20 protein-coding genes are annotated in these 23,196 nt (G+C 44.1%); 7 read left to right on the top strand and 13 right to left on the bottom strand.

Annotated elements, in window-relative coordinates:
* The first annotated feature begins 15 nt into the window (after nt 1-15).
* Entirely contained in the window at nt 16-3,072 is a 3,057-nt protein-coding gene (locus MAS10914_RS0116060; RefSeq protein WP_017316968.1) for a valine--tRNA ligase, read from the top strand.
* A 141-nt stretch (nt 3,073-3,213) separates the two neighbouring features.
* Nucleotides 3,214-3,657 (top strand): hypothetical protein, encoded by a 444-nt coding sequence (locus MAS10914_RS0116055; RefSeq protein WP_017316967.1) that lies wholly within the window; start codon nt 3,214-3,216, stop codon nt 3,655-3,657.
* Nucleotides 3,658-3,724: 67 nt separating this feature from the next.
* On the opposite strand, the gene MAS10914_RS0116050 is transcribed toward MAS10914_RS0116055, so the two are convergent.
* From MAS10914_RS0116050 to MAS10914_RS0116035, 4 genes are all read right to left on the bottom strand, one after another.
* Nucleotides 3,725-4,036, bottom strand: coding sequence for a tetratricopeptide repeat protein (locus MAS10914_RS0116050; RefSeq protein WP_017316966.1), 312 nt, complete (start codon nt 4,034-4,036; stop codon nt 3,725-3,727).
* 35 nt (nt 4,037-4,071) lie between these two features.
* Nucleotides 4,072-5,157 carry a polyamine ABC transporter substrate-binding protein gene (locus tag MAS10914_RS0116045; RefSeq protein ID WP_026082591.1) on the bottom strand — a complete coding sequence of 362 codons (1,086 nt, stop codon included), beginning with the start codon at nt 5,155-5,157 and terminating at the stop codon, nt 4,072-4,074.
* Nucleotides 5,158-5,256: 99 nt separating this feature from the next.
* Complete coding sequence (locus tag MAS10914_RS31615) at nt 5,257-5,532, bottom strand: four helix bundle protein (RefSeq protein WP_017316964.1); 276 nt, start codon at nt 5,530-5,532, stop codon at nt 5,257-5,259.
* Between the two features lie 77 nt (nt 5,533-5,609).
* Nucleotides 5,610-6,740 (bottom strand): ABC transporter ATP-binding protein, encoded by a 1,131-nt coding sequence (locus tag MAS10914_RS0116035; protein WP_017316963.1) that lies wholly within the window; start codon nt 6,738-6,740, stop codon nt 5,610-5,612.
* Between the two features lie 675 nt (nt 6,741-7,415).
* On the opposite strand from MAS10914_RS0116035, the gene mrdA reads away from it, so the two are divergent.
* Entirely contained in the window at nt 7,416-9,275 is a 1,860-nt protein-coding gene (gene mrdA / locus MAS10914_RS0116025; protein ID WP_017316961.1) for a penicillin-binding protein 2, read from the top strand.
* Nucleotides 9,276-9,329: 54 nt separating this feature from the next.
* Here the strand turns inward: mrdA and MAS10914_RS0116020 are convergent, their stop codons facing one another.
* The gene (locus MAS10914_RS0116020) at nt 9,330-10,145 is read right to left on the bottom strand and encodes a M15 family metallopeptidase (RefSeq protein WP_017316960.1); all 816 of its coding nucleotides are present in this window, start codon (nt 10,143-10,145) and stop codon (nt 9,330-9,332) included.
* Nucleotides 10,146-10,246: 101 nt separating this feature from the next.
* Here MAS10914_RS0116020 and MAS10914_RS0116015 point away from each other — a divergent pair, with 101 nt between their 5' ends.
* The gene (locus tag MAS10914_RS0116015; protein ID WP_017316959.1) at nt 10,247-11,164 is read left to right on the top strand and encodes an AEC family transporter; all 918 of its coding nucleotides are present in this window, start codon (nt 10,247-10,249) and stop codon (nt 11,162-11,164) included.
* A 64-nt stretch (nt 11,165-11,228) separates the two neighbouring features.
* On the opposite strand, the gene mutT is transcribed toward MAS10914_RS0116015, so the two are convergent.
* From mutT to dpsA, 5 genes are all read right to left on the bottom strand, one after another.
* Nucleotides 11,229-11,657 (bottom strand): 8-oxo-dGTP diphosphatase MutT, encoded by a 429-nt coding sequence (gene mutT / locus MAS10914_RS0116010; RefSeq protein WP_017316958.1) that lies wholly within the window; start codon nt 11,655-11,657, stop codon nt 11,229-11,231.
* 452 nt (nt 11,658-12,109) lie between these two features.
* Complete coding sequence (locus MAS10914_RS0116005; protein WP_017316957.1) at nt 12,110-12,454, bottom strand: DUF760 domain-containing protein; 345 nt, start codon at nt 12,452-12,454, stop codon at nt 12,110-12,112.
* A gap of 217 nt (nt 12,455-12,671) precedes the next feature.
* On the bottom strand, nt 12,672-13,628 hold the full coding sequence (locus MAS10914_RS0116000) for an RNA polymerase sigma factor, RpoD/SigA family (RefSeq protein WP_017316956.1): 957 nt from the start codon (nt 13,626-13,628) through the stop codon (nt 12,672-12,674).
* A gap of 758 nt (nt 13,629-14,386) precedes the next feature.
* On the bottom strand, nt 14,387-17,683 hold the full coding sequence (carB, locus tag MAS10914_RS0115995; RefSeq protein WP_017316955.1) for a carbamoyl-phosphate synthase large subunit: 3,297 nt from the start codon (nt 17,681-17,683) through the stop codon (nt 14,387-14,389).
* Between the two features lie 520 nt (nt 17,684-18,203).
* Complete coding sequence (gene dpsA, locus MAS10914_RS0115990) at nt 18,204-18,758, bottom strand: DNA starvation/stress protection protein DpsA (RefSeq protein WP_017316954.1); 555 nt, start codon at nt 18,756-18,758, stop codon at nt 18,204-18,206.
* Nucleotides 18,759-19,155: 397 nt separating this feature from the next.
* Between dpsA and MAS10914_RS32870 the strand changes: the two genes are divergently transcribed.
* Complete coding sequence (locus tag MAS10914_RS32870; protein WP_071599883.1) at nt 19,156-19,404, top strand: Asr1405/Asl0597 family protein; 249 nt, start codon at nt 19,156-19,158, stop codon at nt 19,402-19,404.
* Nucleotides 19,405-19,458: 54 nt separating this feature from the next.
* The gene (locus MAS10914_RS0115985; protein ID WP_026082590.1) at nt 19,459-20,112 is read left to right on the top strand and encodes a (2Fe-2S) ferredoxin domain-containing protein; all 654 of its coding nucleotides are present in this window, start codon (nt 19,459-19,461) and stop codon (nt 20,110-20,112) included.
* Nucleotides 20,113-20,313: 201 nt separating this feature from the next.
* On the opposite strand, the gene MAS10914_RS0115980 is transcribed toward MAS10914_RS0115985, so the two are convergent.
* Nucleotides 20,314-20,742, bottom strand: a complete 429-nt coding sequence (locus tag MAS10914_RS0115980; protein ID WP_017316951.1) for a hypothetical protein — start codon at nt 20,740-20,742, stop codon at nt 20,314-20,316.
* 392 nt (nt 20,743-21,134) lie between these two features.
* On the opposite strand from MAS10914_RS0115980, the gene MAS10914_RS0115975 reads away from it, so the two are divergent.
* A complete protein-coding gene (locus MAS10914_RS0115975; RefSeq protein ID WP_017316950.1) occupies nt 21,135-21,419 on the top strand; it encodes a hypothetical protein in 285 nt (94 codons plus the stop codon).
* 78 nt (nt 21,420-21,497) lie between these two features.
* On the opposite strand, the gene phnE is transcribed toward MAS10914_RS0115975, so the two are convergent.
* Together phnE and MAS10914_RS0115965 are read right to left on the bottom strand one after the other, a co-directional pair.
* The gene (gene phnE, locus MAS10914_RS0115970) at nt 21,498-22,292 is read right to left on the bottom strand and encodes a phosphonate ABC transporter, permease protein PhnE (RefSeq protein WP_017316949.1); all 795 of its coding nucleotides are present in this window, start codon (nt 22,290-22,292) and stop codon (nt 21,498-21,500) included.
* A 40-nt stretch (nt 22,293-22,332) separates the two neighbouring features.
* Entirely contained in the window at nt 22,333-23,061 is a 729-nt protein-coding gene (locus MAS10914_RS0115965) for a phosphonate ABC transporter ATP-binding protein (RefSeq protein ID WP_017316948.1), read from the bottom strand.
* Nucleotides 23,062-23,196: the final 135 nt, after the last annotated feature.

The raw sequence follows: 23,196 nt of genomic DNA, 5'->3' as shown, positions 1-23,196 counted from the left end.
GTTAGTTTTCCCAGCATGACCGCAGCAATTCCTAACCTCCCAAGTCTTTACGAACCCTTTTCCACTGAAGCCAAGTGGCAAAAATTTTGGGAAGAAAACCAAATCTACAAAGCCGACCCTAACAAGGGTGGCGAACCCTACTGCATCGTGATTCCACCGCCTAATGTCACGGGCAGTTTGCACATGGGACACGCCTTTGAGAGTGCGTTGATTGACACCCTTGTGCGCTACCACCGCATGAAGGGACGCAATACTCTATGGCTTCCTGGAACTGACCACGCTAGTATCGCAGTGCATACGATACTGGAAAAGCAACTCAAAAAAGAGGGTACAACTCGCTATGAATTGGGGCGTGAGAAATTCCTAGAACGCGCATGGCAGTGGAAGGCAGAATCTGGGGGGACAATTGTCAATCAACTGCGACGCTTGGGTGTATCTGTAGACTGGTCGCGGCAACGGTTTACCCTTGATGAGGGTTTAACCAAAGCTGTTTTGAAAGCCTTTAACCAACTCTACGTAGAAGGGCTAATCTATCGCGGTAAGTATTTGGTGAATTGGTGTCCAGAGACACAATCAGCGGTTTCCGATTTGGAGGTGGAACCGAAAGAGGTGGATGGTCATCTCTGGCACTTCCGCTATCCTCTCACGGATGGGTCTGGTTATGTGGAGGTGGCGACAACCCGACCAGAAACAATGCTAGGCGATACTGGGGTGGCGGTTAATCCTAATGATGAGCGCTACAAGCACCTGATTGGCAAAACGCTAACTTTGCCAATTATGAATCGGGAAATTCCGATTATTGCTGATGAGTTGGTTGACCCCACTTTTGGCACAGGTTGTGTGAAGGTGACTCCGGCACATGACCCGAATGACTTTGAAATGGGTCAGCGTCACAATTTGCCGTTTATTAATATTATGAATAAGGACGGCACTCTCAATGAAAATGCTGGTCCTTTCCAAGGTCAAGACCGCTTTATTGCTAGAAAGAATGTGGTGGAACGGCTGGAGGCTGACGGGTTTCTGGTAAAGGTGGAGGATTATAAGCATACGATTCCTTACAGCGATCGCGGTAAAGTCCCCGTTGAACCACTCCTCTCAACTCAATGGTTTGTCAAAATTCGTCCACTGGCAGAACGGGCATTAGAATTCCTCGACCAGCAAAATTCCCCAGAGTTTGTCCCCCAACGCTGGACAAAGGTGTATCGTGATTGGTTGGTGAATCTCAGAGATTGGTGTATCTCTCGTCAATTGTGGTGGGGACACCAAATTCCTGCTTGGTATGCTGTGAGTGAAACGGGCGGTGAGATTACTGACAACACGCCGTTTGTTGTAGCGTGTCACGAAGGAGAAGCACGTGAGAAACTCATATCACAATTCGGTGAAAATGTCAAGATAGAACAAGACCCAGATGTACTAGATACCTGGTTTTCTTCTGGACTCTGGCCCTTTTCTACTTTGGGTTGGCCCGAACAAACCCCAGATTTAAAGACTTATTACCCCACAACCACCCTGGTTACAGGTTTTGATATCATCTTTTTCTGGGTTGCCAGAATGACGATGATGGCAGGGCATTTTACAGGGCAAATGCCATTTGAAACAGTTTACATCCACGGCTTGGTGCGGGATGAGAATAATAAAAAGATGTCCAAGTCAGCCGGCAATGGCATTGACCCGCTGTTACTCATTGAGAAGTACGGTACTGATGCGCTGCGCTACACCTTAATCAAGGAAGTCGCTGGCGCGGGTCAAGATATCCGCTTGGAGTACGATCGCAAAAAGGATGAGTCGTCATCGGTGGAAGCATCCCGCAACTTTGCTAATAAGTTGTGGAATGCTGCACGTTTTGTGATGATGAATTTGGATGGGCAAACCCCGCAACAATTGGGAGAACCACTCGCCACTGAACTAAGTGACCGTTGGATTCTCTCCCGTTACCATCAAGTTGTTCAACAAACCAACAATGACATCGATAACTATGGGTTAGGGGAAGCAGCGAAGAGACTCTACGATTTTATCTGGGGCGACTTCTGCGACTGGTATATTGAGCTGGTCAAATCTCGGCTGCAAAAAGATCAGGGCACTGGCGTGGGCGGGTCTCCCGACTTGAGCCAAGTGCCCGGTTCTGACCCTGCATCCCGTCGCGTGGCACAACAAACTCTCGCATATGTGCTGGAAGGGATTTTAAAATTACTTCATCCCTTCATGCCTCATATTACCGAAGAGATTTGGCAGACTCTCACCCAGCAAGGAGCAGATTCCAAGCAAAGTTTATCCACCCAACTCTACCCAGAAGCCCAGACAAATTTAATTGACACCGCTTTGGAGGAACAGTTTGAACTGTTGATTGGTACAATTCGTACAATTCGCAATTTGCGAGCTGAAGCGGATGTTAAGCCTGCGGTGAAAGTGACAGTAAATTTGCAAACCGCAAGCGAGAACGAACGGCAAATTCTCACTGCTGGACAGTCTTATGTTAAAGATTTGGCAAAGGTTGAGAATTTAACTATCGCTGGTGAGCAAAAGAAAGCAACCTTTGTTGGTCAAAAATCCCGGATTTCTTGGACGAAAATAGTCACAATTATCGGCGTCATTTACTTATTTACAATAGGTCTGGTTGTAGCAAATGCAATTGATGAAAATTCCTTAATCGGAACTTTCTTTGAAATTGTAGGTTTTGGTTATTCAGCTTGGTTCACTGTCCGTCATTTACTGCTTGCTGAGGCTAGACAAAAGTTCTGGGCGCAGTTATTTCCAGCATCTGGTAATGAGAATCAGCAACAAGCAGAAACACAACAACTACAAGAACCAGAAAAAGCGATTGCTGACGTTGTTGGTACAGTGCAAGTGCTACTTCAGCTAGCTGGGGTCGTCGATATTGAGGCGTTTAGTGCCAAACTTCAAAAACGCCTGAGCAAGATAGAAGGGGAAATAAAGTCTCTCAGCGCTAGGTTAAGCAATCCTAATTTTGTGGAGCAAGCACCACCAGAGGTAGTAGAAGGAGCTCGAAATGCCTTAGCTGAGGCTGAGAAACAAGCAGAAATTCTGCGCGATCGCCTGCTTAGGTTAGCATAGCTTTGAGAGATTGTTAGTTGTTGGTTGATAGTTGATAGTAGTTAGTTGTTAAAAACAACCACTAACTACTAACTACTACCTACTAACAACTTCCCACAATCTCTATAAATTCAATAAATATTTATAGACATTAAAATTTCTATGCTATATCTTGCACAAGTGCATAAAAACGAATTTTTAGCTCAGTTCCAGTTGCGACTGTTAGCACGTCAGGAAGCCGAAAATATATGGGCGCTCATTCCAGAAGAAGCTTTCATTCTTTTAGGAAAAGGCAACAATTTGACTGAGAACTTGCTCCTTTTGGTGGAGCTTTCTCCTACAGGTGACATAGAAAGATTGGAAGATGCCAGCAATTGGGTGTTAAATTTAGTGAAGACTTACCTGACCACTGGTATTACTCCAGATTTCTTACGACAAGAAGCTGATCGAGCAGAACAGTGGCGACAAAACCTAACATTGCAAAACCAGGACTTAGCACGCCGTTCCTTAGAATTGGAAGCCCGAAGAGAACAAATTCAAGCCCTAGAAGAAAGTTTGAAACGGGACAAAAACGGCGTTCCTAAAGAGGAGAGTGCTGGGTCTTAAATTTTGGATTTTAGCCTCAATATTCTTAAAACGTCCTTCTCATCATTAACTGATGGTAAAAAATGGCTCAAAACGTGGAGAGTTCTTGAAGTTGTTTAGAAGCTCTTTGGCTTAAATCTCTATCTTTATTTAATTCCAGAACTTTCTTGAAGTCTGCAACCGCCTTGTCTTTACTGCCTTGATTTTTGTAAACTAACCCTCGGTAGTAGTAAGCGTAGACTGAGTTAGGGTCTAATTTGATAGCTGCATTGTAATCAGCAATTGCAAGGTCGTAGTCTCCTTTAGCGTTGTAAGCAATTTTGGATGGACGCTCCACAGCATCTAAACGCTCTTCTAAACCAAGCTCTATCAGAGCTTTACTGTGTTTGGTATGTACCAAGGAAATTGAGAACTCAAATTGTACAAACCAAAATCTTAGCCACTCGTTAATTGGGTCCAGTAGCGTTCGTAAACCTCTTCAATTTGCCCCAAAGGAGCGAGACGTTCGCACTTTTCTAGAATCGACTCTGGGGGAAATAAGCTAGAATTATTCTGCACTTTCTTGGGTAATTGCTCAAACCCAGCACGGTTAGGTGTAGAAAGACTGAGGCGTTGACTCGTTTGGGCTGCCACTTCTGGTCGTAAAATCAAGTTAATCCAAGCATAGGCTCCCTCAATATTTGGGGCTGTTTTGGGAATAACTATTGTATCAGTCCATAATGAGGAACCGCTCTTAGGAATCACATACTTTAATTTAGGATTTTCTTTAGAGATTTTCACCGCATCTGATGAGTAACACATTGCCAAAAGTAAATCTCCTGCCAAAATTTGGTTACGCCAAGCATCTGTGGTAAAAGCTGCAAGTGCAGGTTTGAGAACCTTCAACTTTTCATAAGCTTGTTTAATTTCGTTTTCGTCTTTTGAGTTGTAGGAGTAACCCAGCATCCGTAATACTCCACCCATCACCTCTCGGACATCATTCATCAAGGTTATCCGCTTTGACAGTTGTTCTTGATTCTGCCAAAGATACTCCCAATCTTCTGGCGGAGTTTTTAGTTTTTCGGAATTGTAAATAAAACCCGTTGTCCCCCAACTAAAGGGTAAACTGTGACGGTTATTGGGGTCATATGTAGGATTTTGAAACCTTAGAAATAAATTATCTAAACCGATTAAGCGATCGCGATTTAATTCTGTTAACAACCCCAAGGTCACCATCTTCTGCACCATGTAGTCGCTTGGGTAAATCACACTATAAGCACCACCACCGCCAGCTTGCAGCTTACTCAACATGGTTTCATTTGAATCAAACACATCTGCAAACAGTTTAATCCCTATTTGGGCGTTAAAAGTTTTGAATAATTCTTTATCTGTATATTGCTCCCAAGTATAAACATAAAGTTGGTCACGAGGACCTTGGGTAGCAGAATAAGCTCGCACATTGCCAAGTCTCCAGCCACAACTAGCTAAAGACAAGCTAGAAAGTGCAGCTATTCCTTTTAGAAATTGCCGTCTGTTTGTCATTAGTTAAAAGTCAAGGGTCAAGGGTCAAGAGTTAAGAGTCAAGGTTCTTCTGGAGCATTACCTGTTGATTTAAGATATGAATTTAATTGGGGTCTTAGGTCATTTAATGATTAACTTTAGTGTATCTATCTGTTCGGCTGTCAATAAGTTACGGCTATATGCTCTTCTTAGCCAGTGTTGAGTTTCGTTTAAAGAACCTCTCGCAATTCTTACGAATCGTCGGTTATCTTGATATGTACCTCTTCCAACTCCTTCCGCTATATTTGCCCCGATGCTATCTGCTGACCTTACAATCTGTTTACCAATTGTATCCTTGGCAAACAAATTCCATCCGTCTACAATTTTCCAAATTTCATCTGCTAATCCTTCTGCCAATTTCTAAACCCGTAATTCTTGAAAATATTTACTAGACATTTACTTATTCTTGACTCTTGACTCTTGACTCTTGACTTTTAACTCTTGACTAAAGCCAAACAGTCATTTTCAGCCCACCATGCATATATGGGTGTTTCACGACCTGGCAAATTACCAAAAGTATTGGGCTGCAAAACAGTGATGCGTAGGCCGTTTATCAATTGGACAATATAATTAATGTGCGTTCCGAGATACATGATGTTGACTAGCCGTCCTTCAAAGCAGTTCGTTTGCAAACTGGGTTTATAAAGCGAAAGCTGAATTTTTTCTGGGCGGACACTGACTACCACTGCTTGCGATATTTCTGTTGGTGTATTCTGTTGGCGGGTCACGACAATTGAGATGCCTGTTTTTGTCAAAATTCTGACGTTGAAAGCATCCACACCTGCTATTTCACCTTCAAATAAATTGGTATCACCAATAAAATCGGCTACAAATAGTGTCTGGGGTTGTTCGTAAATTTCGTTAGGGATGCCTATTTGCTCAATTTTGCCTTGATTCATGACAGCAATGCGATCTGACAAGGACAATGCCTCTTCTTGGTCGTGAGTCACCAAGATAAAGGTCAACCCCAGTTCTTTATGTAAATTTGAGAGTTCAACCTGCATTTCTTTACGCAGTTTTAAGTCTAGCGCCCCAAGAGGTTCATCTAGTAGCAACACTGCGGGACGATTAACAAGCGCCCTTGCCAATGCGATCCTTTGCTGTTGACCGCCAGATAGTTGACTGGGAAAGCGCGATCGCAACCCTTCCATTTTCACTAGTTCTAGAGCTTCTTTAACTCTGCTTTGAATTTCTGCTTTGCGTAATTTTTTCAGCCGCAGTCCAAATGCGACATTATCCCAAACATTCAAGTGATTAAACAAAGCATAGCTTTGAAATACAGTGTTGACAGGTCGGCGATAAGGAGGAACATTTACCACAGACTGACCTCGAATCAACACCTTGCCGGCGTCGGCTCTTTCAAACCCAGCTATCAAGCGCAGCGTAGTTGTCTTTCCACAACCGGAGGGACCCAAGATACTAAAGAATTCTCCCTGCCTGACTTCCAGGTCTACTCCATGTACCGCTGGCTCTTGGTTAAAAAACTTAAAAACATTATGCAGTTCAATATCAAGCGACTCAAAAGCCGCTTTCCCTCCCTGATTCTGGGTCACAGTTTGAGCCATAGTCTTCAGTTAAATCCTGTTATCTTAAGTGTTTTTGTTAATTAATGTAGTCGATTCGGCAAACGACAAGTTACACTTTTGTTTATTCTTTTAGAAAAAGAAATTCTCCAAATACCTAAACAGGAGGCGAACCAATGGTTTTACAAGTCCTACAAAAGTATTTTCACAAAAAATACCCAGGTAAGGGACGGAGACAAAATAAAATGCAGAACCTTTATCAACTAGATGTGTACCCAAAGTTACTCTTTGAGGCGGTTGCAGCCTGAAGGGCTGCAACCAAGGTTCTGCATTTTATTCCAGTCAGAATGCTAAGTATGCCCAACCAGAGTCTAAGTAACCAGAAGCTATCAGCTGGGAACTCACAGGCAATTCAAAAGTCAAAAATATTAACAACTGTGTCTAAGATTGCGGTATCTAGCGATTTGAACTCCGAGGTATCTTTGGATACAGCTTTTTAGTTTAAGCAAAATTCTTGATAAAACTGCAATTTTCTCTGATAAATGTCAATTAATGTCTTCTATCAAGCATCTGTGTGAATACACTTTGGTTTATTCTAGATAGCAAAAACAAATTGACTTGGGCTACACTACCCTGATTGTTTTCCTTTAAATTCCGGGTAGAAATTTGGTGTAATCGTATACAGAATAATGCTATTTTTGGAATCCCTATTGTGATATGACGCTACTGCAACCACCTCAACTGGCTAGAAAAAAAGAGACACGTACTGTAGGACGGGGTTTTCAACCCTTATTCTTAATCATATTTACCCTATTGATGACAAGTGGTATTGGTGCTCGTCTGGCGTATTTGCAAATTGTGGAAGGAGCAAATCATCGCCAGCGAGCAGAGGCAAACCGGATTCGGATGATTCCCAAACAACCGGAACGGGGCAATATATTTGACCGCAATGGCAAACTATTAGCCACAACTCGCTATCCGCGTTCTGTGTACTTGTGGCCCATGGCACACACCAAACCATCATGGCAAATTGTAGGTCCGCGCTTGTCGCAAATTCTCAATATTCCTGTAGAGGAGATGGAAAAGAAATTAGACGAGGCTGGTTCCAACTCTTCTCTCGTGCGGATGGCTCGCGACCTCAACGACGCGGAAATCACAGCATTGAAAGAGTACGCCAACGAACTTAAAGACGTAGAAGTCCATACAGAAGCCGTACGCTACTACCCACACGGCAAGGAATTAGCCCATGTATTGGGTTATACCCGAGAACTGACCCCACAACAGTTGAAAGATAAGAAACAAGAAGGCTACCGACTGGGAGATGTGATTGGTCAGATGGGGGTGGAAAAGGCGTATGAACAGGTGTTGCGAGGCGAATGGGGCGGTCAGCAGGTGGAAGTGGATGGAAAAGGTCGCCCGATACGAGTGTTGGGAGAAAAACAGGCAAAAGCAGGTAATGACATCCACCTAACCATAGATTTGGATGTGCAAAAGGCAGCAGAAAAAGCTTTGAACGGACGGGACGGCGTTATCGTTGCACTAGACCCAAATAACGGTGCTGTCTTAGCAATGGTGTCTCATCCGACTTTTGACCCGAATATCTTCTCTAAGCGAAGGCTCTCTAAAAAAGATTGGGAAAGCGTACAAGGCGAAAACCATCCCTTGCTCAATCGCGCTGTCAGTAGCGCCTTTCCACCCGCAAGTACTTTCAAAATAGTCACTGCAACAGCCGGGATGGAATCAGGTAAATTTTCTCCCAACACAGTACTGCAAACCTACGGTTCCCTGACAGTTGGCGGGGTGACGTTTGGCGAATGGAACCACTCTGGATTTGGTCCGTTGGGATTTGCAGGAGCCTTAGCTTGGAGTAGCGATACCTTCTTTTATCAAATTGGTAGGGGAGTCGGTGGCCCAACCTTAATTGAATGGACTCGCAAATACGGTTTCGGCGAAAAAACTGGGATTGAGTTCGAGTCCGAAGAAACCAAAGGAAATGTTCCAGATGAAGCATGGAAGCAGAGAGTGTGGAAAATGCCTTGGACTGTAGGCGACTCTATCAATATGTCCATTGGTCAAGGCGCTCTACAAACCACACCACTGCAAGTCGCTGTGATGTTCTCAGTCCCCGCCAATGGTGGCGATCGCGTGAAACCGCATATGCTTAAAGACCAAGAAGAGGCAAAAAGCTGGCGAGAATCCTTAAATATGAAGCCAAGCACCATCAAAGTTCTCCGTGAAGGACTGCGGAAGGTGGTGGCTGAAGGTACAGGTAAGGTTCTCAATGTGCCAACACTTCCTCCCGTATCTGGTAAAAGTGGCACAGCTGAGGCGTGGAAGCGTCGTGTTAAAGCAAACCATGCATGGTTTGGGGCATATGCTCCAGCTGATAAGCCAGAAATTGTGGTTGTGGGATTTGCTGAACATTCTGGCGGTGGTGGCGGTAGTGTTTCTGCTCCAATGGTGTTAGAGGTGATGGAAGAATTTTTCCAAAAGAAGTCTCCCAATAAGTCTCAAAAAGCCGGTACTGAGGCTTCGCAACCAAGGATTCAGACTCCAAGAATCAGGAGGCGAAACTAATTAAGAGGATGGGGAGGTCAGGGGAGTGGGGGAAGCAAATACCCCCTTGTCTCCTTATTGGGATACTTGGGCAGGTTTTAGATTTTTAGCTCTGTAGAATGTTTCTAAGCTCTGGCGATCGCCCACAAATCGCCAGTGCCAAGGCTCATAACTCACACCTTGAGCGTTGTTTTGAGGAAAGGACATTTCAAAGCTGAAACGTGCTGCATTGGTTTGCAGCCATTGATAAGCCTTTGTTTTGTCAAAGTTGGTATTGACATTAGTCGCAGGTGTTGCCCCATCCCCAATATCCACAGCGTAACCTGTGTGATGTTCGCTATGACCGGGGGGAGCGCTGACAGCAGCCCGTTGCGCTGGTGTCTGATTTCTCTGGGCACTAACGCTAAAAAACAACTGTTCTTGGTCTTTTATAGAGCGAAAACCAGAAAGAGGTACCAAAACGACACCCGCACTCCGCGCTGCTGCTGCCATTTCTAGAAACTTTTGGGCAGCGGCTGTTCGCATTCTAATGCGCCTATCACTAGAAATCGGTTGTAGTTCCGACTCCGGGGCTTCTGAGTAGGAAAAATGCCCCAAGATATCATCTTTTGAGGTGGCTGGATTACCCGATTGTGATGAAGTTGTAGGAGTTGAACTACTAGGGGAAGACTGAGAATCGTTTGTTTTCTTGGGTGTAACAACGAAAAACAAAAAACCACTAACGACGGCTATCAAGACAACTCCCACCACTCCCGCGATTATCAAAACTAATGGGCGAATGCTTACCTTGGATGCTGCTGCATTAGGAGTATCGCGTAAAGCTTCCGGAATATCTTCACCGGAACTAGAGGGTGTGTCTTGCGATTTTTCAGAAAACCCAGCATTATCCAAGAGTCCACTCCTGCGTTTGTTCAATATCCATAACAAATTGTAAACTGGAGAGAAAGAAACGCAATAGGTAAAACGTTACCTCTATATCTCTAGGTTTATTCTTGACAAACCTCCTAGAACTCTACGTTAAGCTAGTATTCCTAATCCTAGTAGGATATACTCTGGGACGCAAACTACCTGCTACAGTTCCTACCCGTTTGGGTCAGTTCCTCTTCTGGGTAGGAGTACCGATAGGTATTGTAGTTTTTTTACGCAAAGCTGACTTATCAGGACAGATTTGGATTGCACCAGCGATCGCCCACTTAGCAATTTTACTAGGGGCAGTTTTGGCTTGGTTAGGAATTAAAGGACAAGCTTTTCTCACAAACACAGTCCCCCACAAATCGACTCAAGGTAGTTTTATCCTAGCTGCAATGGTGGGTAACACAGGTTATATTGGCTATCCTGTTACTCTGTCAATCGTTGGAAGTGAATACTTTGCCTGGGCACTTTTTTACGATTTGTTGGGGACAACATTGGGGGCTTATGGACTAGGTGTTGCCTTAGCGTCTCGTTTTGGTGCTGGTGTTGATAGTCATTTGCAGGTTCTTAAGGCAATTATTATCAATCCTGCTTTATGGAGTTTCGGCTTTGGCTTACTATTTCGACAGGCTAAAATCTCTGCACCAGTTGAATTTTGGTTGGAGCAATTTGCTTGGAGTACGGTAGCTTTAGCTCTGGTGTTAATTGGAATGCGACTGAGCAAACTCACTTCTTGGCACAGCTTACCAAGAGCAAGCGCTGGTCTAGCAATCAAAATGCTACTCGTCCCCTTTATTCTGGGTAGCAGTTTACCACTTTTTGGTTTAACTGGTACAACAGCACAGGTCATTGTGCTGCAAATGGCGATGCCTCCAGCTTTTGCTACACTGGTTATTGCCGAAACCTTTAATCTTGATCGCGACCTTGCAGTCACTGCATTAGCTATGGGGTCAATGGTGTTGCTGGTTACGCTTCCCATTTGGTTGTGGCTGTTTTGATTTTAGGAGTTGTTAAACTTACTATTCTGACTACTGAGTCCTGAGTCGTGAGTTCTTTCTGCGGTCAATAGTTTTGCCTAGTTTCCGTAAGCCGTAAAGCCGCGATAATTTGAGTATTTGCCTCAGGAAAAGCAAACTGTTCTAGCTCATCTAAACTGACCCAACGAATTTCTTCGCATTCAATTGGTTGAGGAACACCTGAGAGATAGCGGCAATTATGCACTGTCAGGGTAACGCGTAACTGGGTATAGGTGTGGTCAATAGTGATGAGATGCTCACCTACTGCAATCTCTATTGCCAGTTCTTCATAAATTTCCCTTTTAATACACTCTTCAACACTTTCACCAGGCTCAACCTTACCTCCAGGAAATTCCCACAAACCCCCCATCAAACCCTCTGCACGACGGCGGTCAATGAGTATTTGTCTCTTGTCGTTCCAAATGACAGCAACACCAATCATTTTATGAGGTAGTGGAGAAGTTGTTTCATTCATGGTTTGTTTCTAGAGTAATGGGGAAGTGGGGAGACAAAGAGACTAATAACTAATAACAAAACTCGGCAGCTTAAGTGTATGTCTGCCGAGCTTGTATTGTATTATGAATTGCAAAACTCTTTTGTTTTTCAGCACCCCTTACAGCGGTTTTCAAATCAATGAACCACATCTGCACTCATTTCAATCTCTGTAGAGACGCGCCATGGCGCGTCTCTACAATGTGGTCTATTTACCCGAAAATTGCTGTAATTAAAAGCTGGCTGCATCAACTATTTTTAAATTTGAAATTTAGATACTCCCTCCCACACAGCGCTACTTAAGTTCCCTCTGGAGACAAAGGGAGGGAGAGTGTAAGGATTTCCCAGAGAGGAGTTTTGGATTCGTTTTGCCGTAACTTTGCCAAATAGGTCTGAACACAACAATCGGAAATCTCCAATAGCAATTCAAAATCGCTACTCAACTTCAGTGTTTTTGGTTTCAGTACCTTGCAACGCCATTTCAAAAGTCATTCTCTGTTCGGCGTTACGCAAGAAATAACCGCTCATCATGGCGGAAGCAAGAAGACGACCCAAATGTTCTCTACTGGTGGTGATGCTAACGCCAAAATGTTCAGAAGGCAAGTGCCCCAAAAGCCCTACAATGTTACGCTCCATCACTTGAAAAACTTCGGCAGAAGAGGGTTTAGATAACTGGGTAACTGTCTCTGGACTTAAGGATTTAACATACTGCCACAGCGAGTCGCCAGTTTCTAACTCACTCTCAAAAAATTCTGAGACTCGATTGGATGGGTTACTCACGTTATACCTCCTTAGATTACGACAACTGCGGTCAAAGTGACTTGAGTTGTAGATGGCTTTGATATATGAGACTAAGCTTTTGCTTTATTGTGTTCCTGTAAACTAATGTAACAGTCCCATTACAAGCTGGAAGTCGGTGTAACCGTACCAAAAGTAACGGATTTTCTCACCCTATGAGTTAGTGGGTAGTGGGTAGTGGTTAACAACCAACAACTGACTAACTTGCCAAATATTCATTTATATCGGCTTTCAACTTACGGAGTTTAGTTAAGGCTTCCCGCTCAATTTGCCGTACTCGTTCACGGCTAATATTAAGAAGTTCACCGATGCTGGCGAGAGTATGTGCTTGCCCATCCTTTAAACCAAAGCGCAGGGATATGACTTCCCTTTGCTGTGGGGTAAGTTCCGTCATCAGACGCTCTAAATCATAGGATAGAGAAGATTGGACGACGAATTCTTCTGGAGAAACTCCTGTGTCTTCTAACATTTCCCCTAGTTCTGTATCGTAATTATCTCCCAACCGCAAATCCAACGACAGGGGCACACGCGCCTTTTCCAGATATTCTCGCACTTGCCTGGGAGTCAATTCCAATTCTTGAGCTAACTCAGAAGCTGTCGGGGCGCGTCCTAGTTTCTGAGACATCTGTCGCTGCGCCTTTTTGATTTTATTCAATTTTTCAGTTATGTGGATAGGCAAACGAATGGTGCGACCTTTTTCAGCGATCGCCCGGGTTATAGCTTGACGAATCCACCAGTACGCATAGGTAGAGAACCTGTATCCTTTGGTGGGGTCAAACTTTTCCACACCCCGCTGCATACCTATGCTACCTTCTTGAATCAAGTCGAGTAGATCGACGTTGCGCTTGATGTACTTTTTGGCGACAGACACAACGAGTCGCAAATTGGCTTCTACCATCTTGCGCTTGGCAATTTCACCGTCTGCGATTGCTTCGTTCAACTCTGCTATTTCTAGTTCTGTCGCTTTTGCCCACTCTTCTAAGGTCGGGTGACGACCTAACCTGATGGCAAGAGACTCCCTCACTTCGTGCAATGCTGTTGTACGTTGTACCTGTTTGCCATAATGTATTTCCTCCTCATGGGATAAGAGTGGCACACGTCCAATCTCACGCAGGTAAGTCCGCACGAGGTCTGTGGCTGTCTGGGCGGTCTTCATGGCACTACTCTTCGGTATTGACGGGTTTGACAGAATGGTCTTGAGCTGATAGATGCCTTGTGTTGGGTGTCTACCCAGTTGTGCTGGGAACCCATACTCTATTTCACAATTTACGCGTTCAAGAAACAAGGGCAGCTAAATTGTCTGCTTTCTTTGGTTCTTAACTGGTAGAAGTTACAGCTATTTCCCCTTTTTCTCAAGTATCTACGGTTAGATAGAAGGTAATCAGTCCAACATTATTTTATGGGAGTCTTGTTAAGAATTGTAACATTTATGAGAATATTTTGACTAGATCTTAATGCTGTCATTTTGTGGCTGCTCCACGTCATTCAAGCCTAATATATCCCCCATGTATTTTCCATAAAGCTCTTTAATAAATGTATATGGAAAAAGAAAAGTTTCTAAGAATTGTTAAAATAAATAAACAATAACTTACTGATATATGGTTATTCAACCTCTTGGACTCATTCATGGCTTCTCAAGAGTGCAGAACGCACAACAACGCGCCAGTTGCCGTGAGAGCAGGCTAACCCCTATGGCTGACGCCATAGGGGGTCTCCCCTGTTGAAGCAAGTGGCGTGGGACTGGCGTTTCTGAGTTCTTACGCCTATGAGAAATCAAGTCAAGTGCAAGATGTCACTGTCTAATTTCTACCTCACTGTCTTATGGATACACAGAGGATAGAGGACAGGGAACAGAGTATAAGGTATGGCGGAAAATCTTCAACCTATGACCTATAATCTGTAACCTGTAACCTACTAACTAACCGTTGTATATTCCTGAATAACCCTGACATCTAAGGTTGTATTTTGCAGGGAACGAATAGCAGCAACAATGGCTTTTGCCCCAGCAATAGTGGTAATGATGGGGATTTTGTAAGCCAAGGCTGTGCGGCGAATGAGTCTACCATCACTTTGCGCTTCTTCCCCAGAAGGCGTGTTGATAATCAATTGAATTCTATGGTTCTTAATTGCATCCAAGACGTGGGGACGACCTTCATGCAATTTCAGCACCAACTCAACATCTAAGCCGTGTTCTTGAAGAACGCGACGTGTACCATCCGTCGCCATTACAGAAAAGCCCAAATTGATAAATTCCTTGACCACAGGAACCGCAGCAGCTTTATCGCGATCGTTCATCGATACGAACACCGTACCACTCATGGGCAAACGCTCACCAGCAGCCAATTCCGCCTTGGCAAAGGCGCGTCCAAAGTCACTGTCAATACCCATCACCTCACCAGTAGAGCGCATCTCCGGTCCCAAAATGATATCGGTACCAGGGAATTTGTTAAACGGCAATACCGCTTCTTTCACGGCAATGTGGTCTGGAATCACTTCTTTGGTGAAACCTAGCTCCTCCAAAGTTTTACCTGACATAATTAAGGATGCGAGTTTTGCCAGTGGCACGCCAGTTGCCTTAGACACAAACGGTACAGTGCGAGAGGCGCGGGGATTTGCTTCCAGAATGTAAACCTGGGGCGAATAACTTTGAGTGCCAACAACAGCAAACTGAATATTCATTAACCCCACGACATTGAGTGCTCTTGCCAACTGCACCGTCCAAGCCCGGATTTGCTCTAAAACTATTGGTGGTAGAGAAATGGAAGGTATTGTGCAGGCAGAGTCCCCTGAATGAATCCCCGCTTGTTCAATGTGTTCCATTATACCACCAATCACCACTCGTCCAGTGTGGTCGGCTATAGCATCCACATCGACTTCAATGGCATTTTCCAAAAACTTATCAATGAGAATTGGATGTTCTGGTTCCACCAGTACTGCAAAAGTCATGTAACGTTCCAACTCAGCATCGGAGTAGACGATTTCCATCGCCCTTCCCCCCAACACGTAGCTAGGACGCACTACCACCGGATAACCAATGCGTTGAGCAACAACTAAAGCATCTTCATAGGTGCGGGCAATACCATTCGGCGGTTGGGCAATATTCAACTCTTGGAGAACCTTCTCAAACCGCTCCCGGTTTTCTGCAATGTCGATAGAATCTGGTGAAGTCCCCCAAATTTTGGTGGACACGCTAGGAGATTGGTGTAGAGACGCCCCATGGGGCGTCTCTACAAGTTGATTGCTGAGAACTTTTTGTAAGGGAACGGAAAGCTTCAATGGAGTTTGTCCACCAAACTGAACAATCACCCCAACTGGGTTTTCCGCTTCGATGATATTCAGCACATCTTCTTTTGTCAGCGGCTCAAAATACAGGCGATCGCTCGTATCATAATCTGTGGAAACTGTCTCCGGGTTGGAGTTGACCATAATCGTTTCATACCCCGCGTCTTTTAAAGCAAAGGCGGCGTGACAACAACAGTAGTCAAACTCAATACCTTGCCCAATGCGGTTAGGACCACCACCCAAAATCATCACCTTGGGTTTATCAGTGGGCATGACCTCCGTTTCTTCTTCGTAAGTAGAATAGTGATAAGGAGTAAATGCCTCAAATTCCGCAGCACAGGTATCTACTGTTTTGTAAACTGGAATCACACCGAGTTGTTTGCGGTGAGCGCGGACTTCATCTTCGGTGGTTTTGGTCGCGAAGGCAATCTGGCGATCGCTAAATCCCTGGCGCTTAATTGCATACATCTGCTGTTCTGTCAACTGGTGCAGCGGTGTCCGCTTCAGAAACTTCTCGTCCTCCAGCAGTTCCTGCATCTTATCGAGGAACCACGGGTCAATACCGGTTAACTCGTAGATTTCCTCAATTGTCATCCCTAGCAACATGGCATGACGTACAGCAAATATGCGTTCAGGGTTTGGTGTCCGCAGATGGGCGCGAATTTGTTCACCGCTGGGTAATTTTTCTTTCATGTCGCAACCCCAACCCGCACGTCCGGTTTCCAAGGAACGCAGCGCCTTTTGGAAGGACTCGTTAAAAGTCCGCCCAATTGCCATCGCTTCCCCGACCGACTTCATCTGCGTTGTCAGCACTGCTTCTGCACCGGGGAACTTTTCAAAGGCGAACCGGGGAACTTTGGTGACGACATAGTCAATTGTTGGTTCAAAAGAGGCTGGGGTTTTTTTGGTGATGTCATTGTTAATTTCATCCAGCGTGTAGCCAACAGCCAGCTTCGCCGCCATTTTGGCGATGGGGAAACCTGTGGCTTTGGAAGCTAAAGCCGAAGAACGGGACACACGGGGATTCATCTCAATGACAATTACGTCTCCATCTACGGGATTAACGGCAAACTGGATATTAGAACCTCCAGTTTCCACGCCAATCTCGCGGATAATTCTAATTGCCATATCCCGCATCCGTTGATATTCTTTATCGGTGAGGGTTTGAGCTGGGGCAACGGTAATTGAGTCTCCGGTGTGGATACCCATTGGGTCAAGGTTTTCGATGGAACAGATAATCACAACGTTATCTGCCAAGTCGCGCATCACTTCCAGTTCGTATTCTTTCCAACCGAGTAGGGACTGGTCGATGAGAATTTGCGACACGGGACTCGCATCTATACCTGCTTGTGCCATTTCTGCAAATTCTTCTTCGTTGTAGGCAATACCGCCTCCAGTCCCACCCATAGTGAAAGCAGGACGAATAATCAGGGGATAAGTGCCAATTTGTTTGGCAACAGTCTTGGCTTCTTCCAAAGATGAAGCTGTCCCACTAGGACACATCTTCACCCCTATTTTTGTCATCGCTTCGTTAAAAAGTTTCCTGTCTTCGGCTTTTTCAATTGCTGGGATTTTAGCACCAATTAACTCAACGCCGTACCTGTCCAACACTCCATTTTTCGCCAAAGCTACGGCAAGGTTCAGGGCGGTTTGCCCTCCCATCGTCGGTAGAAGGGCGTCGGGGCGTTCTTTGGCGATGACTTTTTCAACCAATTCCGGTGTCAACGGTTCGATGTAGGTGCGATCAGCTGTTTCCGGGTCGGTCATAATTGTGGCAGGATTCGAGTTGACCAGCACCACTTCATAGCCTTCTTCTCGCAACGCTTTACAAGCTTGAGTGCCAGAATAGTCAAACTCGCTGGCTTGTCCAATCACGATTGGACCAGATCCGAGTAGCAGAATCTTCCTGATATCGTCACGGCGTGGCATAGTCGTTGCCTTGGAGTAAGAAAATATAAATCCTGATTATTTTACGGGTCTTCACCCATGAGTTACTTTGTTTATTATTAACTTTTCTTAGTTTTCTTACACATAGGGCATAGGGGACAGGTTACAGGTATTTGCCTATCTCCTGTTCCCTGTCCCCTTATCACCTCATTTGAAAGATTTTATTTTATTCATTCATCATGAGTCATCTACATTTTTTTTGCAACTTTTTTCTATTTAGAATGATGATTTTTCTCAATAAGGAAATAACCAGTTTTGACCAATATCTGAACGCCAAATTTAGTCTTTTCTTAACATAGGAATGTTTGTAAATAACAAAATTTGCTAACTATCTTCTACAACAACCCTAGAGGTTAAATATTATATTTTTTTGTTGAGTTGCATTAAAAATGGCACAGAGGTAGATACGCTTCCTCTGTGCCATTTTTTAGAGTTGTTTAAGAACCAGTGCTTAGAGATTTTTTTTCCCAGTCTAGTTAGACGACTCTCTATTATGAGTGCGTTAGTTTTGAGCGGGTTGAACAAATCCTAAGGTTAAGCTATCCTTGGCAAGGAAGTGAGCCAAGTGGTAAGCTCTTTCCTCTGTTTTTAACAGGATTTTTTCGTACAAATACCGGGTAGCGCGATCGCCTAAACTCTCTGCCTGTGCTGCTTGACGGCGGATAACACCAATTACCGCTTGTTCTGCCTTTAGGTCATTTTCTACCATCTGACGGCAAGAATAAACGCCATCGGGTTCTTGCTCGAAGCAAGTTAATTCTACCAATTTGCGTAAGTTAGCAACGGGTACTCCACCCAGTCCATCCAAGCGTTCTCCAATATCATGGACGTGTTCTTGGACTTCGTTGTAGCTTTCGTTAAAGAACTCATGCAAAGAATAGAATTCTGCACCTTCAACGACAAAATGATGTTTTTGGTACTGCAAGTACAGTGCTTGGAAACTTGCCAATACGACATTAAATCCTTCACAAACTGGCTCGGTTACACTTTTGTCCAAAAGGACAGGATTGTCATATACATGACCAAAATTGCGTAACAAAGTTTGCGTTTCAGACATTGTTGTTCTCCTCGCTTTTAGCAGTTATAGTTTCTAACTGCTTAGTCTCTACATCTTAACATTTTAAAAATGATAGCAAGCTCTATTAATATCACAAACTTTTGAGTGTTGTCTTAAAAATAAGCCCGAAATTTCATCCCTCTTTAGAGGTTCCCACAAAAAATCTATAAAATGTTACTCATGATACTCTTTCTTTTTAATAAATGTGCATTAGACGAGTCTGGGATACGGGAAGTTTAAGAACGCTTATAGATTTTATTTTTTATTCAAAAATTACTGAGAAAAGTTTGCACTTAGGTTATCCTTATGTAAGAAGCTAAGCTTCCAAAAAAGAAAAAATTATGGGAGTCAAGGCGCGTACTTACTGCAAGACTATTGCACTTTGAGGGGGATTGTCTTGAAACCGTTAACTTTACAACCGCAGGTAAAGTACATCGTTGAGGTCAATTGGGCAGACCGCTGGCAAATATATAAACGCTTGCAGGAATTAGACATTCCCTGTGTGTGTGAGACGAACCAACCATTGACAGTTGAAATTAGCCATCCTACAGCAGCCATACAACTTTGGAGTGTTGTGCGGCAATTTACGACTCCCCGCCAGGACTTGATTAGGACTCTAAAGAAATGTTGGCAGCATCATGCTTAACAGCTTGGTGTATTTACAACTAAGTCAAAAATTAGTCAAAGATTGGTCAAAAAAATGAGTAAATCCCACATGACCGAAGTTTCTGAGTTGTGCCTTGAGGGAAAGTTTCTCGATTTTGTCATTAAAGATGGCTATAAGCTCAAAGGCTTACTACTAGAAACTACCGACGGTGAATGCTATATTAAACTGGCTAAACATCTACGTGCTACTTTTGACTTGCGGTTAGCACCAGGGACTTGGTTGCAAGTTGTAGGAGAAAAAAAGCACGACCTGAAAACGGGCGAAGTGAAACTAAAGGCTCAACAAGTGATGGCGGCTCGCCATCCAAGAGATGGGGAGAAAGGCTCTACTCCATCACCCCAACAGCTCACGGCCCCACCTGTCAGTCATGCCAAGCCAAAAAAAGCCACTATATTAGTCTGTCAAAAGTCTGATTGCATGAAACGGGGTGGCAAAGAGGTTTGTCAAGCTATGGAAGCGGCTTTGAGCGCTCGCGGCTTGGAGTCAGAGGTGACAATTAAAGGGACTGGCTGCATGAAAAACTGCAAAGCGGGACCAAACTTGGTGATGCCAGATAGAACTCGCTACAGTCGGATCAAAGCTTCACAAGTCCCCGCACTCATGGATAAACATTTTGCTGCTGATAGCGTGAATGAAAAGCAGGATCAGGGTATGTCCGTGGCAAGTTCAGGTGAACCTGACAGTTAGATCGCTACTATTTAATGCGAAAATCTACTAAGAATTTTATAACTGCTGTTGTTTAAATACTTACCCGTGCTTTTTGCAAAAATTTTGCAAACTTTTTCTTAAACCAAGTCTCGTGAAGAAACCTGGTTTATTATGCCTGCGTGTAATTTTCATCCATTGACTGGCTGAAACATACAGACTTGGTATGAGTGAATTGGTGTTCTATAGCTTGGCAACACCGTTAATGTTTTTCTCCAGAGATTGCAACTGTGGCATAACTTTCTCTTTGCTGGGTGCAGATCCTTTGAGTGCTCCCGTAATCTCATCCGCACTGTCCTCAATTGCCTCGTAGGAATCGGGAGATTTGGCTTTTATGCCGTCCTCAACCTTTTGCCAGTTATCCTCAAATTTTTGAAATTCCTCTTTGGCTTTAGCAAAGTCTCCAGCTTCCACTGCCACCCTGGTATTAGAAACAACACCTAGCAGCCCCTCAACACCTCCTGGAGAGGTTTCTTGCTTAGATGCTTCTACACCAGAGGCTGAAGTTGCTGCGGGTGATGGCTGTGTCGTGGCTTGTTCAGCACTGTTGCACCCTGTGAAAGCTAGAATGCTGATTGTACCAATGGCAAGTATTTGAGTAAGACGGATCATGAGAACACTCCTTAAAAAATTTTTGCAGACTGTTTGCAGTTGGGAAGCACGTTTCCCCCTGCTATAAACACAAGCAACAGTAGGGATACTGTACACCAGATAAGCAGATAAATTTATTGCCTTTCCCCTTGTAAATCAAAATATAAGACTAAGAAAGTAACAAACTAGGAATGAATACAGTGTATTTTGGTACAAGTTATCCCGGCTTTGTAACTTTTGCTGTGACAAAATAGCAAGCAGGTTCATTTCCCCAGCAAATCGTAAGTTCGGGCACACTAAGCGCAAAGCGCACGCACTCGCGTATGCCTGCGGCACGCATTCGCTAACGTGAACTTTCTAAGTCTAAAATTAAGCTTGTATTCAAAAATTTTATTCTTATCTTGAGGATTGCCATGAAGCGTGCATTTCGCAAGTACCACCGCACCCTTGCCATCATCATTTCTCTGCCACTGGCTTTCACCGTATTCACTGGGACAGCAGTAACTATCGTTGGAGAGTGGGGCATCAATATAGGGCTTTCGCGTAGCCTACTGCTTGACATCCATACAGGGGAAATCTTTCATCTTCAGGCAATCTACCCAATTTTGCACGGACTGGGACTTATGGGTTTACTGGTGACAGGGTTGAGTATGTCAGGTTTGTTTGGCAAGAAGACACAGCAAACCAAGAGAAATTAAACCATACCCAGAGCCGTTATTGAAGTTTTGCTAATAAATAGTGTTAGTTTCGCTATATTGATTTCTATTTCTCCACAACTACATAGAATCTAGGCGCTGACGTAATTTGCTACTGAGGGCATCAATCACGGTAACGACTACCGACAGTATTAGGATCATAGTCGTTGCTTTGGTGTACTCAAAGCCATCTATATAACTTTTTAGCTCAAAGCCAAAGCCGCCAGCACCAACAGCACCAAGAACTGAGGCAGCACGGATATTGTACTCAAACATCCACAAGGTGTAGCCCAGAACTAAGGGCAGCACTTGTGGTAAGATACCATATTGAGCAATTTGTATTCGAGATGCACGAGCAACTTGCAAAGATTCTATAGAACGAGGGTCAACCGCTTCGATCGCTTGTTGATAAAATTTTCCTAAATAGCCAATTGTGTAAATACTTAAAGCCAATGTCCCTGCTAGTGGACCTAGTCCAGTTGCTGCGACAAATAACAATCCAAGAATAATTGAGGGGACAGAACGTACAGCATTTTGCAGGAAATTAGCTAACCATTGTAGCCAAACAGGGGCGACATTACGGGCGCTGGCAATTGCAATGGGTAGAGAAAGCATTGCCCCGATAGTCGTGCCAACCACAGACATCTGCACAGTTTCTACTAGTGCTTTGATTGTTTTATTAAAAATATCCCAACTTATATTCGGGGGAAACAACCGCGACACAAAATCAATAATGTTGAACCAGCTTTGCTTTAATAGTCCAAAATCTACTTTAAGACCTTGCAACGCCCAACCATAAACCAAAAGAACAATGCACAGGATAAGTAGGCGACTCACCCAAGAAAAGCGTTTCCAAACACGAGAAAAATTTTTCATTACTAAAAAAGAATTCGCCTACCAAGTGCGATAAACTTGACTATGCTTGAGCAAATTGAGCTTGTAGGTTGTCGCAAGACCCATCGTAAACAACACATCCAGCATCCAACACAAGTGCTCGCTGGGCGTACTGCGCTGCTACACCCAAATCGTGTAAAACTGTAACAATTGTCATACCTTGTTGCGAGTGCAGATGGGATAAAGTTTCCATCACCTGTTTGGATGCCATAATATCCAGTCCTGTGATGGGTTCATCTGCAAGCAAAATTTGGGGTGATTGTATTAAAGCACGGGCGATCGCTACTCTTTGTTGCTGTCCGCCGCTGAGTTGACTTGTTTTTTGATAAGCTTGCTCTTTTAACCCCAACTGTTCTAGCAGTTCCAATGCTTGACGACGGTCATTTTTAGGAAACCCAAACAGAGTTTGCCAAGTTGTCCTCGCGCCAAGGCGTCCGCATAGCACATTCTCAATTGCCGATAACTGCCGAATCAATCCGCCGCCCTGAAATAACATACCAACATCACGTCGAATATGAGCCAGCGTGCGTGGAGTTAATTCTACACCATTAATATGAATTGCTCCCCGCACCAATGGTACTAACCCAACTAAAGAACGCAAAAGCGTAGACTTACCTGCGCCATTAAGTCCTAGCAATACAACAAACTCACCCTGATGAATCTGAAAATTAATTCGCTTAAGGATAGGACGACTCAAAGCTGTGGAATAAGCAGTTTCTACGTCCTGACACTCAATCACTGGGTGGGTCATATAGGGAGAGGTTACAGATAGTAGATAGTAGTTAGTAGTTAGTTGTAAAAAAGTCCTTTTAACCACTAACCCTTCAGGTTCGCTCTTTGGTTACTAGTTAGTTGTAAAGAAGCCCTACTAACGACTAACAACTAA

Source organism: Mastigocladopsis repens PCC 10914 (assembly GCF_000315565.1).
GTDB classification, from domain to species: Bacteria; Cyanobacteriota; Cyanobacteriia; order Cyanobacteriales; family Nostocaceae; genus Mastigocladopsis; species Mastigocladopsis repens.
The sequence above is the reverse complement of the archived record's forward strand: the minus strand, read 5'-3'. Positions and strand labels throughout refer to the sequence as shown.